Annotated in this window: 17 protein-coding genes; 3 read left to right on the forward strand and 14 right to left on the reverse strand. The window is 55.4% G+C overall.

Going from position 1 to position 14,196, the window contains the following annotated elements; translation table 11 throughout:
• Positions 1-9: 9 nt before the first annotated feature.
• From ABLO27_RS17810 to ABLO27_RS17850, 9 genes are all read right to left on the reverse strand, one after another.
• Positions 10-2,262 (reverse strand): hypothetical protein, encoded by a 2,253-nt coding sequence (locus tag ABLO27_RS17810; protein ID WP_353034360.1) that lies wholly within the window; start codon positions 2,260-2,262, stop codon positions 10-12.
• Complete coding sequence (locus tag ABLO27_RS17815) at positions 2,259-2,744, reverse strand: hypothetical protein (protein WP_353034361.1); 486 nt, start codon at positions 2,742-2,744, stop codon at positions 2,259-2,261. The genes ABLO27_RS17810 and ABLO27_RS17815 overlap by 4 nt, the downstream gene beginning before the upstream one ends.
• Positions 2,745-2,944: 200 nt before the next feature.
• Positions 2,945-3,430 carry a hypothetical protein gene (locus ABLO27_RS17820; protein WP_353034363.1) on the reverse strand — a complete coding sequence of 162 codons (486 nt, stop codon included), beginning with the start codon at positions 3,428-3,430 and terminating at the stop codon, positions 2,945-2,947.
• A 199-nt stretch (positions 3,431-3,629) separates the two neighbouring features.
• Entirely contained in the window at positions 3,630-4,115 is a 486-nt protein-coding gene (locus ABLO27_RS17825; RefSeq protein WP_353034364.1) for a hypothetical protein, read from the reverse strand.
• Between the two features lie 318 nt (positions 4,116-4,433).
• Positions 4,434-5,258 carry an ABC transporter permease gene (locus ABLO27_RS17830; protein ID WP_353034366.1) on the reverse strand — a complete coding sequence of 275 codons (825 nt, stop codon included), beginning with the start codon at positions 5,256-5,258 and terminating at the stop codon, positions 4,434-4,436.
• The gene (locus ABLO27_RS17835; RefSeq protein WP_353034368.1) at positions 5,251-6,018 is read right to left on the reverse strand and encodes an ABC transporter ATP-binding protein; all 768 of its coding nucleotides are present in this window, start codon (positions 6,016-6,018) and stop codon (positions 5,251-5,253) included. The genes ABLO27_RS17830 and ABLO27_RS17835 overlap by 8 nt, the downstream gene beginning before the upstream one ends.
• A 65-nt stretch (positions 6,019-6,083) precedes the next feature.
• A complete protein-coding gene (locus tag ABLO27_RS17840) occupies positions 6,084-7,103 on the reverse strand; it encodes an ABC transporter substrate-binding protein (RefSeq protein ID WP_353034369.1) in 1,020 nt (339 codons plus the stop codon).
• A 42-nt stretch (positions 7,104-7,145) separates the two neighbouring features.
• A complete protein-coding gene (locus tag ABLO27_RS17845) occupies positions 7,146-7,811 on the reverse strand; it encodes a GntR family transcriptional regulator (protein WP_353034371.1) in 666 nt (221 codons plus the stop codon).
• Between the two features lie 334 nt (positions 7,812-8,145).
• Positions 8,146-8,517: a DUF6362 family protein gene (locus ABLO27_RS17850; RefSeq protein WP_353034373.1), complete on the reverse strand. Its 372-nt coding sequence runs from the start codon at positions 8,515-8,517 to the stop codon at positions 8,146-8,148.
• A 92-nt stretch (positions 8,518-8,609) separates the two neighbouring features.
• Between ABLO27_RS17850 and ABLO27_RS17855 the strand changes: the two genes are divergently transcribed.
• Positions 8,610-8,954: a hypothetical protein gene (locus ABLO27_RS17855; protein ID WP_353034374.1), complete on the forward strand. Its 345-nt coding sequence runs from the start codon at positions 8,610-8,612 to the stop codon at positions 8,952-8,954.
• Positions 8,955-9,069: 115 nt separating this feature from the next.
• Here ABLO27_RS17855 and ABLO27_RS17860 read toward each other — a convergent pair whose 3' ends face one another.
• From ABLO27_RS17860 to ABLO27_RS17870, 3 genes are all read right to left on the reverse strand, one after another.
• Positions 9,070-9,243, reverse strand: coding sequence for a ribosome modulation factor (locus ABLO27_RS17860; protein ID WP_353034376.1), 174 nt, complete (start codon positions 9,241-9,243; stop codon positions 9,070-9,072).
• Between the two features lie 162 nt (positions 9,244-9,405).
• Positions 9,406-9,822 carry a hypothetical protein gene (locus ABLO27_RS17865; protein ID WP_353034377.1) on the reverse strand — a complete coding sequence of 139 codons (417 nt, stop codon included), beginning with the start codon at positions 9,820-9,822 and terminating at the stop codon, positions 9,406-9,408.
• Positions 9,822-10,184, reverse strand: coding sequence for a hypothetical protein (locus ABLO27_RS17870; RefSeq protein WP_353034379.1), 363 nt, complete (start codon positions 10,182-10,184; stop codon positions 9,822-9,824). The genes ABLO27_RS17865 and ABLO27_RS17870 overlap by 1 nt, the downstream gene beginning before the upstream one ends.
• A 229-nt stretch (positions 10,185-10,413) precedes the next feature.
• Between ABLO27_RS17870 and ABLO27_RS17875 the strand changes: the two genes are divergently transcribed.
• Together ABLO27_RS17875 and ABLO27_RS17880 are read left to right on the forward strand one after the other, a co-directional pair.
• Entirely contained in the window at positions 10,414-11,139 is a 726-nt protein-coding gene (locus ABLO27_RS17875) for a LexA family protein (RefSeq protein WP_353034380.1), read from the forward strand.
• A gap of 142 nt (positions 11,140-11,281) precedes the next feature.
• On the forward strand, positions 11,282-11,614 hold the full coding sequence (locus tag ABLO27_RS17880) for a hypothetical protein (RefSeq protein WP_353034382.1): 333 nt from the start codon (positions 11,282-11,284) through the stop codon (positions 11,612-11,614).
• Between the two features lie 22 nt (positions 11,615-11,636).
• Here ABLO27_RS17880 and ABLO27_RS17885 read toward each other — a convergent pair whose 3' ends face one another.
• Together ABLO27_RS17885 and ABLO27_RS17890 are read right to left on the reverse strand one after the other, a co-directional pair.
• Positions 11,637-12,083, reverse strand: coding sequence for a hypothetical protein (locus tag ABLO27_RS17885; RefSeq protein WP_353034383.1), 447 nt, complete (start codon positions 12,081-12,083; stop codon positions 11,637-11,639).
• Between the two features lie 32 nt (positions 12,084-12,115).
• The gene (locus ABLO27_RS17890; protein WP_353034385.1) at positions 12,116-13,522 is read right to left on the reverse strand and encodes an RtcB family protein; all 1,407 of its coding nucleotides are present in this window, start codon (positions 13,520-13,522) and stop codon (positions 12,116-12,118) included.
• Positions 13,523-14,196 lie beyond the last annotated feature (674 nt).

Below are 14,196 nucleotides of genomic sequence, written 5' to 3' on the forward strand. Positions count from 1 at the left end.
GGGACCCGGTCACACAGTTGGCCGGATGTCCGGTTTCGGCTTCGACACCGGGGTTTGTGCCGTCGTTGGCGCTTGCAGCGGCACAGGCGCTTTCTTCGGGATGTCCACGCGAGGACCTGATGCAGGTCCCGGAGCGGTTTGCCCGGCCTTCATCCGCTCGGCCTTAAGCTGCTTCTGTTTCAGCTTGATAGCCGCCCCGCGCGCGTTCACCTGGTAACTGTCGCTCAGCCGGTGGCGCTGGCCCGCCTCATCGTCATAGGCAAGCGTCATGCGCGGGCCATAGCCGTCTTCGTCCATCCAGCCCTGTTCCCAGTCCCCGCCGGTCTTGTCGTTCGGTGTCAGGTACCATTTCTTCGCCCGGATCCCCTGGTGGGAAAGCGCGGCGTTCACATCCTCGTCCACATAGCTGTAGCCGATCTCCTCGATATTCGGGTAAACCCGCTCCAGCGGGTATTTCAGCATCAGGCCGTCCGCATCCTCCGCATAGTCAGACAACGCCCACCTGCGGCTGAACCGCCTGGCTGCCAGCAGTTCGGCTGCTTGTTCGTGGCCGTTCATCTCCAGGTAGCCTTGCTCGAACTCCTCCCAGAGCTCGTCATGGCCCTGTTGCTCTTCTTCCGGTGTCCGGCCGATCTTGCGAAAAGTTCTGTAAGACGTCTTGCGCAAGAACCTGTCACTGTCCGCTCCGTCCTCATCGGGTCCAGAGCCCCCCGCCCGGTCCGGTATCGGTGCCGACGCAGCAGGTGTGGTCGCCTGTCCAGACGCCGGGTCAAGGCCCGGCTCAAGGGCTGGCTCAAGGCCAGACTCGAGGGAAGACGGCAGGATCGGCTGCGCACCGGGCAGTGTCGGCACAGCGGAGGCCGGCACTGTGCCATCCCCCGGCAAGACCGTCTCCGGCGACAGCTGATCTGCCGTTGGCACCGGAGCGCTCAGCGGTGCTTGTTCTTCCGCCAACGGCTTGCCGGAGGTGACCAGCGCGGCGGCTCTTGCCTGAAGCGCCGAGGTCAGCACATCCGCCACCTGTTCCTGTGTCGCTCCCGCCTTGAAGGCGTCCCCGGCCGCGTCCCCGCCGATCTCGACGAGCTCGCGCAGATCGCCAAGAGCCTTGGCCTGTTCGTCCTCATCGGCGCTGGCGCCGAACACCCAGTCAATCGCACCGCCCACAGCCCCGGTCAGCGCATCGCGCCCTTCCACATAAGTCTCAAAGATAGCCGTGCCTTCCACGGCATCGGCGATCCCGGCCATCTGCTGGATGGTCTCGTTGTCCGGATAGGCCGCCCCGTAAAGCTGCGTCACCGCGACGATGTCATCGACATTGCCCAGAACGTCCCAGGCTTTCTTGACCGGTCCGATCGGCGTGAACGTTACCGCCAGATCGATACCCGCCTCCGCCGCAAGGTCCGTCAGTTTTTCTCTGGTGAACTCAATTCCGAGCGTCTGCGCGGCTTCCAGATAGGAATTGCCGCTCTCCTCGGCTTCTCTGGAGATAAGTTCATGCAGCGCTGCAGCGGTGGCCGCCGTGATGATCACCGGGGTTCCGGCGTCGAACAGTTTCCGGGCTTTGTTTGCCGCCCGTTTTCTGTTGGTCTTGCGCTTTTGACGCTCTTCCAGCTTGGAGGCCCGGCGCGCCTCTTCCTTAATTTTCTCTGCCGCTTCATAGCTATCCGGAACTAAGTAGCTATGATTCTCGAGGTTGTGGCTCGCTCCATAGTTGCCAGCAAGCACACCTGTCCTGAGTTCGTTGAATTGCACTTCAGACAGCTCAACATCCGGATGTGTCATCAACCAACTCAGCGCAGACTTCATGCTGAGGCGTTCAAACGGCACCTTTTTTAGCGGATGATCCTTGCCGACCCTGTTGTCGAGAAAATCGTCGTCCCGACTGATGACCTCAAAGTCATAGAGATCATTGTTCTCCAACATGAACTTGCGCGCGCCCATGTCCCAAAGTTCATTGTTGTTGCCCTGCGTACCTGCTTTCCCGAGAGGGTCGTACCTCTTTTGTTCTTCGCGTGAGGCGCGGTTTACTCGCCCTGCATAAAGAACTTTGCCCTGATACCGTTTTTCCTTTAGCCACGCTTCAAAAGCTTTTCGCTGGGCTTGGTTGATTTTTTTTAGGTCCTCGTCGCCCGTAAACGATTGATGAACGTATAAAAACTTGTCGCCCCGCGCCACGATTGCATCCAGCGCGGCAAATCCACCATATTTGAGAATGGTGCCAAGTTGCGCCTGATCCAGAAGGATGACCTTTTTCCGGCTCATGCCAAGTCTCCTTCTGCGTCGGCTCTGATTGTAAATGCGTATTCCTTGAGCAAAAATGCCCTGGTTTCGGGAGATTGCACTCCGGAAAGATCTCCCCGAATTATGTCACTCGCGGTGTCTATTCCAGCCAATTGAAATGCCGACGAGACGGGCGGATAACCGGCTTTCCAGCAGAACCACAGCCAGAAATCGTTCGTTAGAACAACCGACGCTTTAGGGTAAAGTTCCATTTCAGGCGCATCGTCTTCAAACGGGCCGCTGGCATCCATAAGCTTTTCCCACTTTGCGATCTCTGTCATGGCCGCAAGGGTCTCCTCGTTCTCAAGGAGAACCTTTATGAAATGAAGAACCTGAGAGACGGGGATCAGGGGCTCCAGTTTATTCACAAACTGATCCACATAAGCCACCCACTCGTCGTCCCACCGCTCCTCAAGATCGTTGAACTCGTCCCGCCACCCGGTAATATCTTCAAGACTCGCCATCTTCCTGGCTCCAATTCGTTTTCCGCACAATGTTCATCAAATGTTCCAAATGCAATAACGCTGGTACGTTGCGACATTGATTTTTGTTGCTTGAAAGGCCCCTCAACCGCGTGAAACGATCGCATCCAGGGCGGCAAATCCACCATATTTGAGAATGGTGCCAAGTTGCGCCTGGTCCAGAAGGACGACCTTTTTCCGGCTCATGCCAAGTCTCCTTCTTCGTCTGCTCTGATTGTAAACGCGTATTCCTTGAGCAAAAAAGCTTTGGTTTCGGGAGATTGCACTCCCGGAAGGTATCCCCGAACAATATCGCTCGCAGAGTCGATTCCGGCCCCTCTAAATGCAGATACCACCGGCGGATAACCGGCTTTCCAGCAGAACCACAGCCAGAAATCGTTCGTCATAGCAACCGACGCTTTAGGGAACAGTTCCATTTCAGGCGCATCGTCTTGAAACGGGCCGCTGGCATCCATCAGATTTTCCCACTTGGCGACCTCCTTCACAGCCGCAAGAGTCTCCTCGTTCTCAAGGAGAACCTTTGTGAAATGAAGAACCTGGGACACAGGTATCTTGGGCTCCAGTTTGTTTACAAATTGATCCACATAAGCCACCCATTCGTCGTCCCACCGCTCCTCAAGATCGTTGAACTCGTCCCGCCACCCGGTAATATCTTCAAGACTCGCCATCTTCCTGGCTCCAATTCATTTTCCGCACAATGTTCATCAAATGTTCCAGAGGCAACAACCCCGGTACCTTGCGACATTGGTTTTTGTTACTGGAAAGGCCCCTTTCCCTGCGCCACGATCGCATCCAGGGCGGCAAATCCACCATATTTGAGAATGGTGCCAAGTTGCGCCTGATCCAGAAGGATGACCTTTTTCCGGCTCATGCCAAGTCTCCTTCTGCGTCGGCTCTGATTGTAAATGCGTATCTGTCGAGCAAAAATGCCTTGGTTTCGGGAGACTGAACCCCGGAAAGATCTCCTCGGATAATGTCGCTCGCCGTGTCTATTCCGGCCAATCGAAATGCCGACGAGACGGGCGGATAGCCAGCTTTCCAGCAGAACCACAGCCAGAAATCATTTATCATGACAACGGAGTTTGTGGGGTACAGTTCCATTTCGGGCGCATCGTCTTCAAACGGGCCGCTGGCATCCATAAGCTTTTCCCACTTGGCGATCTCTGTCATGGTCGCAAGGGTCTCCTCGTTCTCAAGGAGTACACTTATGAAATGAAGAACCTGGGACACAGGTATCTTGGGCTCCAGTTTGTTTACAAACTGATCCACATAGGCCACCCATTCGTCGTCCCACCGCTCCTCAAGATCGTTGAACTCGTCCCGCCACCCGGTAATATCTTCAAGACTCGCCATCTTCCTGGCTCCAATTCATTTTCCGCATAATGTTCGCCAATTGTTCCGCACGCAACCCTGGATAGGCATCAAGTGTCCTCAGTTGCGATTTTTAGGATAAGTTCACGCCCTGCCGGAGAATGGCTACACTTTCTCACGGTATTGGTATGAGGCTTGTTTTAGCCCGGTTTTGACGAAGCGTCGAGCACAGCCAAGTGTCTGAAACCCCTGTTCAGACACGAGTTTTCGAAAATCGTTTTATGATCAAGTGCTTCGAATACAGCTGCCGTTACGCGCTTTCAGGCCCATTGGTTTCGACTTTCTCCGAAATCGAAGAGACTATGTTCGCCAGCCAAGCAGACGGCGCTCGATCAACCCGATGCAAGCACTGACAATCACCCCGAGCAGCGACAGGATGACAACGCCTGCGAACAGCCGCTCCAGGTCATACAAGGCGCCAGCTTCCAGAATATAGGCACCGATCCCGTATTCAGCGCCCAGCATTTCGGCCGCAACCAGAAGGATGATCGCGATGGCCAGACTGATGCGCAATCCGGACAGAATTCCGGGCATCGCTCCAGGCAGAACGATTTTGCGCACGATCGACAGCCAGGACAGGCCGAAACTCTGCCCCATGCGGATGAGCGAGCGATCGACATTGTCCACCGCCCCATAGGTTGCAACCACGGTCGGGGTGAAGGTGCCGAATGCGATCAGCGCGTATTTCGAGCCTTCATCAATCCCGAACCAGATCACGAACAACGGCAGCAGCGCAATTTTCGGGATCGGGAAAATTGCCGCGACCAGCGGCACCATGCCTGCGCGGATATAGGAAAACAGGCCGATCAGGACACCGATGGCAACTCCGGCGCTCGCCCCGATGGCAGCGCCTACGATAAGACGGCGCAGTGATGGCTCCAGATGCTTGAACAGCAATCCGCTTTGCCAAAGTTCGCCGAACGTCGCCAGGACGTCTGTCGGCTTGGGCAACGTCAGAGGTGAAATCCACCCTGCCTCTGTCCCCCATTGCACGAGCGCGATCAGCACCACGAAGACGGCAACGCCAACCCACCGATGTGCTTTGGGAGCAAAGCCTCCACCCCTGAAACGAACTTCCATGGAGCCTTGTGAAACTGTCTTGCCTCCGGCTTTGGCGTCAGACATCGATGAGCTCCTCATCGGCTGCACGCGCTTCTTCGCGCATCAGCCCCCACAGGAGGTCGTGTTTCTTCTGACAAACAGGGTCACCCGCTCGGCGGTCCTGGATCGGAGTGTCGATGGTCACGATTTCACGGATTTGCCCCGGACGGCGTGACAGCACGACGATGGTATGGCCGAGCCGAACGGCTTCGGACAGGTTGTGCGTGACATAGACGGCGGTGAAAGGCTGACGGCTCCACAGCTTCACCAGGTCATCCATCAGCAATTCCCGTGTCTGGCTATCCAGCGCCGACAGAGGTTCGTCCATCAGCATGACCGCGGGCTTAACCGCAAGTGCCCGCGCGATGGCGACCCTTTGCTTCATGCCGCCAGAGAGTTGCTTGGGCAATGCATTAGCGAAATCGGACAGCTTTGTGCGGGCCAGCACGTCGTCAATGATCTCCTTGGCTCTACCACCGCGAATACCATGATCTTCTAGCACCAGCGAAACATTGCCCTTCACTGTGCGCCAGGGCAGCAAGGCAAAATCCTGAAAGACGAATGTCAGCGGATTGAGGCTGCCTTCCGGTGTTGACCCAAGTTGCAGCACCTTGCCCTTTTCAGGCCGTTCCAATCCGCCAATGAGGCGCAAAAGGGTCGACTTTCCGCATCCGGACGGACCAACCAGACAGACGATCTGCCCCGAAGGTATTTCCAGCGAGATATCCCGCAGCACTTCCGTATCGCCATAATGATGGCTGATCGAATCCAGTTTGATGTCCATGGAACGCCTGTGAAGTCGGAAAGAATGCGGCAGCATCCCGATGAGGCGCTGCCGCGGGGAAGGTTTTAACCTTCGTAGGTTTCAACGTAGCTGTCGTCGACGAGCGTTTCCAACTCGACATGTTTGCGAACCAGCTCTTCAGACTTGAACCAATCGAGCTGGTTGCGAATGGAGGCAATGTTCAGCCGCGCGTCTTCATTGAGCCACATCGACCCGTTGATAATGGACGGTGCGGCCTTCTCCAATGGACGGTCGGTATAGACGTATTTGTGGATCAGCTTGACCATCTCCTCGACGCCTGCCTCTCCGCCGGTTTTTTCGACCATGGTCGCATCATAATCCCTGACGCCCTTGCTGTATCCCGCCAGGAACTCTTCCGTCTGTGTCCGTTCGTCGGTGGCGTTCTTGGTCGAGGTGAAGATCGTGGTTACCTGATATCCCGGCAGATAATCTGAAACGTTGCCGATGATATGGGCGGCTCCAGCCCCGGCCAGAGGCTTGGCAATATGCGGAACGATGGACCAGGCATCGATCTGGCCCGACTTCAACGCACCAATGATCGCACCGACCTTCTGCAAGGGTTTGAAGGACATTTCAATGCCCTCCGCCTCTGCAATCTTGGAACCCATATAGTGGAAGGAGGAACCGGCTGTAGAAATGCCGAATGTCTTGCCTCCAAGCTGTGCCGGAGACGTCAAGCCAGCCTTGAATGCGGCGTCGGACGCCAGGATCTTCTGACCATCCACGCCCTTTTTCTCGCTGAGAGCCCCGCCGATTACCTTGACCGCACCTTTGTCAGCAAGCGAAATCAAGCCGCCGGAGACAGCAGTGACACCATAGTCGACATCGCCGGAGGCGATAGCCACCGCCATCGGCTGCGCCGCCTGGAAGAATTTCAGCTCAACATCAAGTCCGGCGTCCTTGAAATACCCCCGCTCCAGGGCGATGAAACTGCCGGAGTGAGAGGTAAAGCGCAGCGCGCCAAGCACGATCTTCTTGTTCTGCGCGATTGCCGGCGCCGCCAAGGTCGAAACAGCTGCCGCACCCATTAGGCCAAGCGTCTGTCGTCTGTTGAATGTCACCATGAATTCCTCCCCGGTTTGGTTCTTTTGCTCATGTGCCGTTTCTCAAATTCCCAGATCGGCACGAATATCGTCTTCAAGAAGAGCAAGCGCCGCGGTGGCTTCACGCGCCAGCAAGGCTCTTTGCAGTTTTTCCAGTCTCTCTGCCCGTGCTTTGAAATCGACACGTCCTTCACGCAGCAAGGTCAGTCGAAAGCGCCGCGACTGGTTGTAAAACTTGTCTGCCATCTGGATCAGGCGTGGTGAGCCGCAAGCAGACAGAAGTGTTTCAGTTGCAGCCCTGCAGGCCTCATCCCATTCCAGCGCAGTGACGTCATCCGGGTTTTCCTGAACCGCTGCTTCGGCGCGGCTCAAGGCATGAAGCGCAGCAACCACACGCGCCTCCCAGGCCACATCTCCGCGTGTCATAGACCTGGAAAGTCCAAGCTTTTCCGTTTCCAGGCGCATCAAGAGGATATCCTGCAGATCCTCCTCCGTGGCCGACATCACCCGGAAACCGCGCTGACTGGTTGCCTCCACCAATCCTTCGGCAACAAGCATCCGCAATGTTTCGCGCATCGAATGGTTCGAGCCGCCATACGACTGGCGCAAGGCTTCTATCTTGAGCTTCTGATCAGGCCTCAGCACCCCGAAGGAAATGTCGCGGCGGATCGCTGACGCCAGCATCGCCACAACCGTATCGTCCTCCCGCGCTCTCATCCCGAACAGCATTCTGCACCCTATTTGAAAAAATGTTGGATATTTTTCCAATTATTGAATGCAACTTGTCAAGCGGCAAGACAAAACCCCATTGAGCCTTTGGCATCAAGGTAAGCATCGGCCAGAAATCAACGGTCATTCTCGGTCGTTGCTCATGCAAAGGAACCTGATGTTGAGGATGGAGAGTTTCAGGTGAATTTCAGAGCACCAGTTCGCACTTCTTTGCATGTGCGCATGACACCTCCCTTGCCGCCGGAAAAGGGAAGGTTCGCCCCTCCCTTACCGACATCCATTCTGGGGCTGAGCCTGCATGCTCCTCCCATGGACCTTCAACTTCGCAAGGATCTCAGGACGAGAGCTGAATCCTTTTTGCAAGCTTGCTCAGCAGCACCTTGTTCCGACTTGTCACAGTCGTACGCTTCCAGCCATATTTCTCACAAATACGGCTGAACTTCCCGCCTCCTGCTTTGCACATAACCTCAAACTGCAAAGCCCGGCGCGCATCTGCATCTTCGATGAGTGCGAACCAGGTCAGAGCTTCTTCTGCCTTTGAAATTTGCGCTGGCAGAAAAGTCCGACGCCGCTTTGCGACCTTCGTCCGGCAATCGGGCCAGGCCGCAAACACGGCCTTTGGTCCATCGCCTTTGCCTGTCACGGCGATCACTTCGACTGCCTCGACCAAACGCCCCATGACATCTTCCGACGTGGAAACACTCATAAAAAGAACCTCTTAGGTTGAAAAACACCTTGCGCGCGAAAGCTGCAGCATCCTACCTGACAGCTTCTGGAAGAATCACATCTGGGGGTAAGATGACTTTGAAAACGATCGCAATTCTCTCTGCCGGACTTCTCGTAGTTGCAGGCTGCGCCAAAGGTCCGGACGCGATCAAACCGGCCAACATACCTTTGGCGGCATACACGGGCCAATCCTGCACAAACCTGACAAAAGAACTCGCGCACGAGAAGGATCGATTGGACGATCTCGAGGACGCGCAACGGAGCGCACAAACCGGAGATGCAATTGGCGTGTTTCTGGTTGGGATTCCTATTTCGAGCGCCACAGGTGGTGACAAGGAAGGTGATCTCGCCGTTTCCAAAGGCAAGGTCCAGTCCATCGAACTTGCGATGAAGTCCAAGAACTGCCGCATGTCGTAAGCCTCGCCCAAGCGCAAAGGTCTGCGCAAGGAACTGAACATTAGCCGGAGCGCGCAGGAACTCAATTGGTGTTCTTGAGCGCCCTGGCGGAAAGAGCCTGATCCCGGTCTCTTTACTACAAATGCTGCTTTTGTGCCGCTTGGCGTTCCGTCAGATATCCCTGTTCCCAAAAATCGAAATAGTCCGCTTGGCGCGGGTAGGGATTTTCTGACTGCGACTTGCCTTCTCGATAAGCTTCCATGCCACGCTCGAACGCGTGGGTCTGGGCTTTTGTCTGATACGTGGTCATGTGTCCCACCCACCCCAGGAAAAACTGATTTGAAATATCTGCCCCATGGCATTCCCGGCGGCGTGACGCACCACAATGTTTGCGCGTACAACCCAGACCATTCCACACAGCCGCTGATTGCCGCGCGAAGTTTACCCAACCATCTTTGTCTGACAATAGGACTCATGCTGCTTTCCCCCGTATTTCTACGGATATTTGCTTATCCAGATCATACGAAAGTAGTACTGAAAGGGTGATTGTGGGCGCTGCGGGGTTCAGATCCTTCGCACTTTCAAGAAGCACCCTCAGATCCAGCTGATCGAACCGGTCAACGAAATCCGTACGGGCAACCCACTCGGGCTTGTTCAGAACTACCCAGGAAACGGCGGTGAGCACAGGCGCCGACCAGTTCCCCCGGTTCTGGGGAGTATTGATCAGACCGAACACCAATCGCAGATGGTCTGCCCCATGCTTGTTCAGAAGCGTCTGGCAGGTGCGCCGCGCCTTGGACTGATGGCGACCATCAGTACGCTTCGCATGGCTGACGAACTGCACGCCGAATTCGGCGGCAATTCGGTCCACCACTCCACCCGACGCCATCAGCAGCCCTCCTTGCTGGACGTCGCCCCCTTCTGCAAATCCGCAAACTTCTTTTCCGCAGCCTGCCGAACAGTCAGCGTCTTTCGTTCATGATTTGTTCTAATTTTTTTATCTCGTGGATACACCCTTCCCTGCCGCTCACTTGGATGTGCTCCGATTGAAACGCTCCCTTTTTCAGTTTTTTTGCAGCCGGATTTGACCTCAGCCTGCCTCAATTGCTTCAACTCCAGGGTCAAAAGCCTGTTTCTAGCTTTTTCCAACGCATACTCATCTTCCAGCCGCGCGCTTGGCCGCTCGGCCTTGATCCGGCAATGCGCCACTCTCACCCTTGCTTCTTCAATCTGTTCCTTGAGTTCGATCACAAAATACTCCCTGGCCCAACAACTGGCCTCAACATCAGATCATGACTTCGCAGCTCATTCGTCTGCGCTCATCCAACATTTTTCAGCGTCTTCTCATTCCTTCAACATCCCGACTCACAGTCTCAAAACCACATTCAATTTTGTACGCATAGCACGTACACTTGTCAACGCACATTTCATACAGTAGAACTACAAACTCCATAGAACCAAACATACGACTGGCAGCGGTATGAATGACACCAAACAGTCTTTGCATGAGAGACTTCAGGACCTGAAGGAAAGATCCGGCCTGTCGCTGCGCGCAATTGCGCGGGAGATGGGTTATTCGCAGGCGTCCTCCATTCAGCGTTACTTCTCCGCTGACTATCCAGAAACTGGATTGCCCGCGCCTTTCATCTCCAAATTGCTGAACGCATTACCAGGCAAGGGAACCCCAGCAATTACGCGTGAGGAGATCCTGACTCTGGCTGACGGCTCGGTCGCCGAAATACAAAAGAAGTCCCCTTCACTGCCGGAAACCGGCGTGCCTATTGTCGGGGAAGTTGCTGCAGGATTATGGATGGAAGCCGCTCTTTTTGAGACAGAAAATGCCGAAGAATCAACAATTTCATATGACGTTCGTTTTCCGGCCCAATCTCAGTTTGTCGTCAGGGTACGTGGAGAGTCCCTAAACAAGATTGCTGCCAACGGTGACCTGCTTTTGTGCGTGGATTACCTTGCCGCCGGCATTGAACCGAAGGAAAACGATCTGGTCCTGGTGGAGCGTTCTCGAGACAACGGCATGACCATTGAGCGCACAGCAAAGCGCGTGATCAAGCTGAACGGCCAGTCCGAATTGATGCCCGAGTCAACCGATCCCCGCTTCCAGGACACAATCATTTTTCGGGAAGGCGACTTTGATCACACCGAGGTCAAGCTCAAGGCCCGTATCGTGATGGTGTTCAAGCCCCTCTAACCACCGCCCCCCCCCAGCAACCCAAAGCCCTGCTCTTTTTGACCTCAACACTCACGCAAAGCGCGTACATCTCTCATGAACTGACTTGATTTGTACGCATTTTGCGTATACAAATTCATTCAGCTTGTTGAGGAGGCAATTTATGGGTTTGAATTTCGATACGTCCTTTTTCTCCATCATCTGCGAACTTAACGGAGCGCTGTACACACCGGAATGCGACCTCGCCGACATGCAGGCCTCGCAACTCATCGAAGACCTTAGAAACGGACAATTCGAAAACGTTCACGCGATCTTTGAGTTCAATCCCGTCGAGGGCTGGTGCAACAACGTGACGGATGACGTACTTGCGGCGGCATTCAGTCACCAAGGTGCTGAAGAGAGCAATCAGAACGACAGCACTGAAAACTGGTCAGACTACAAACGGGAACGCATAGAAGCACGTTTGGCAGGGGTAACGACGCGAGTGGCAGCCTAGATACAAACCTCGCTTAAGCGGGTCACATCCGATCACAGAATTCGTTTCGGAAAAACAAAGTACAAGCAAACGCACATTCCTTTTTACCCTCGGCAGCCCAGTATCGTATGAGCGCGTCAAACAATCCCTTGTCGGACTTGAGGATCACAGCGATCTTCGCCCAAAGTTGACACTCCTCCTCCGTGTACATTCGGGTTACGTCAAACTCTGCAATCCGCATGAGTTCGTAAAACTCCTCGCCCAACGGATAAATCCTTTCTAGTAGCCGCTCATCAAAACTCGCGATGATAAGTGCAGCCATAGCGAAGGCGTATTCATCATCGACCGAAAACTCCGGATAGCGCCTGATGAATTCCAGGAGCCGCGCACTGTTCGCAAGCTGAATATCCCAGTCTTGCTCATCTCCATCCGCCGGGAGTTTCAGCATCCGGCTTAAGTGTTCGCTCGCTCTGCCTGTTATCCAGTCCATGTTTAATTCACTACGTGATGGAACAAGGCGGATTACCGCCTTGCTCCCTTGTTTTTCCTCCAGAACGGCTCCATTTCACCGGCCATGATGCAACCATATGGATCGATGTAGTCTTCGATCTCGGCCAGATCGAATTTCTTTATCTGAGCCACCACCGAGTCCGCTTTTTTGTAACTGGACGGTAACTCGGAAATATCGGCCTTGTTCTCAAAGAAGCGAATATCGAGCCCCTCCGTTTCCGCTTTCAGCATTTCTTCCGGCGTTCTGGAGGCAGATCGACGCTTGTGCTCGGTCCTGGAGTAGTTACGCCCTGCTCCATGCGGTGAGAAGCCCAGCGCATGGCCGGCATCCCTGCCACGCACAACCAGGACCGGCTCGGCCATGTTGAGCGGGATCAGGGTCAGACCGGTTGCATCCGAGGCATATCCGTCCCAGGCCGGAGTTGCTCCTTTGCCGTGGTAATAGAGCCCGTCCCGCTCGAAGACGAAGTTGTGCTCGTTCCAGAAACGCTCGGCATAGTCTACCCGGGCACCCTCCACCGTTGCCTGGTGAATGGCATTGTGGTTGGCCTTGGTCCACTTGCGGATCAACTGCAAGGCTTCCCAGTAAGCCACCCCCTCTTCCGTATCGGACGGGATCCAGGCATTCTGCTTCAAGGTCTTCGGTGAAAGCTTCTTGCGGAATTTCTCAGCAACGCTCATGCCGATCTTGTAGAGCCCGGCCCCCGGTCCACGCGAACCGTGATGGGTCACCATCGCCGTCTTGCCGGTTTTTCGGGAAATCCCGACAAACAGAAAATGGTTGCCGTCTCCCTGAGTACCCAGATGTTCCTGCGCCGCGCGGAGGATCTTCGGATTGCTCAGGAACCGGTTTTCCCGGAAGCTGTCAAAGAGGTTCATCGACATGGTGAAGCGCTTGCCGTTGGCACGCCCTCCAGCGCCGAAGTGTGTAACCTGATGCGCAGCATCCAGAACAACCTTCGGATCGGCGTCTTCGAACTCGGTCATCATCACCGAACAGCAGATATCGGCACTGTGCATCCCCGGATGGATCGCGCCACGCGCCGCAACAACACCGCCAACGGGGATGGTACCAAGCGGCCCCGCCGGACAGGCATCCGGCATGATTGCACCGGCTTCAATTGTCGGCGTGCGCATCAGCTCCGTCATGTGGTGCTTTACCGCTTCCAGGTTTGCCTTCTCGTCTTCGGTTTCCGCCTCGATGTTGATGTGAAACGGTTTTTCTCCAGAAGCCGCGAGCGGCAGAACAGGTGCGGGTTTGTAGCCTTCCAGCATCTGCCGAACTGCATCTAGACTGTCTCCTTTTTGCAGTGCGGCCTGACCGTCACGCAAAGCCGCACCGAAAGCTTTGCCTGGCTGGTGCCCCCAACCCGCCAGCATTTCGCTGGTCAGTTCTTCACTTGCCGTTTCAGTCGTCATCTTTTTCATTTCCTTCATTTCAGCCTGGCGGCAAACGGAATCGCAAGACCTCTCCGCTTTGACGCGGGCCGGAGTTGCACCGGCGACACTCACTGTAGTCCTGCTGGCATCCGCCAGGCTTCGCGGGGCAAGGGTCGGCAAGATTGATTTTCCGCCACCGGATTTCTCCGGGCCGGATTTGAACCGGCATGGGATGAATTCATCAACCCCTCCCGACCACGTCGGAAGGCGTCTACCTGTAATCCTGCCGGCATCCCCGGCATCGCGGCAGAGCCGCACTTGCATGTCCATGTTCGAGTCAGTGCCGATCAGGGCGGCAAGGTGAGTGCAAAACGTCCTGCTCTACCAATTGAGCTACGCTGCATCATGTGGCTGCAGCGGCGGGACTCGAACCCGCAACCTGGCGATTAACAGTCGATGTAGTTCTGCGGACATCCGCCCTGATCTGCGGTTTTAAAAATGTTGGCGGCAAGGCATGGCAGGACAGTCTGTTCCATAGATGTAGTCCTGCCGGCATCCGCCGAGAGTATGAGTTTCGTGTCCCCCTTGAAGCGGCATACGCCGCAGTCTCGGTTCAGATCGATGCCAGCCAGGGCGACAAGTTGGTGCAAAACGTTCCTGCTCTATCCGTTGAGCTACGCTGCATCAGATGTTTGCAGCGACGGGATTCGAAC

It is taken from the genome of Roseibium sp. SCP15, assembly GCF_040329435.1.
In the GTDB taxonomy this organism is placed as follows: Bacteria; Pseudomonadota; Alphaproteobacteria; order Rhizobiales; family Stappiaceae; genus Roseibium.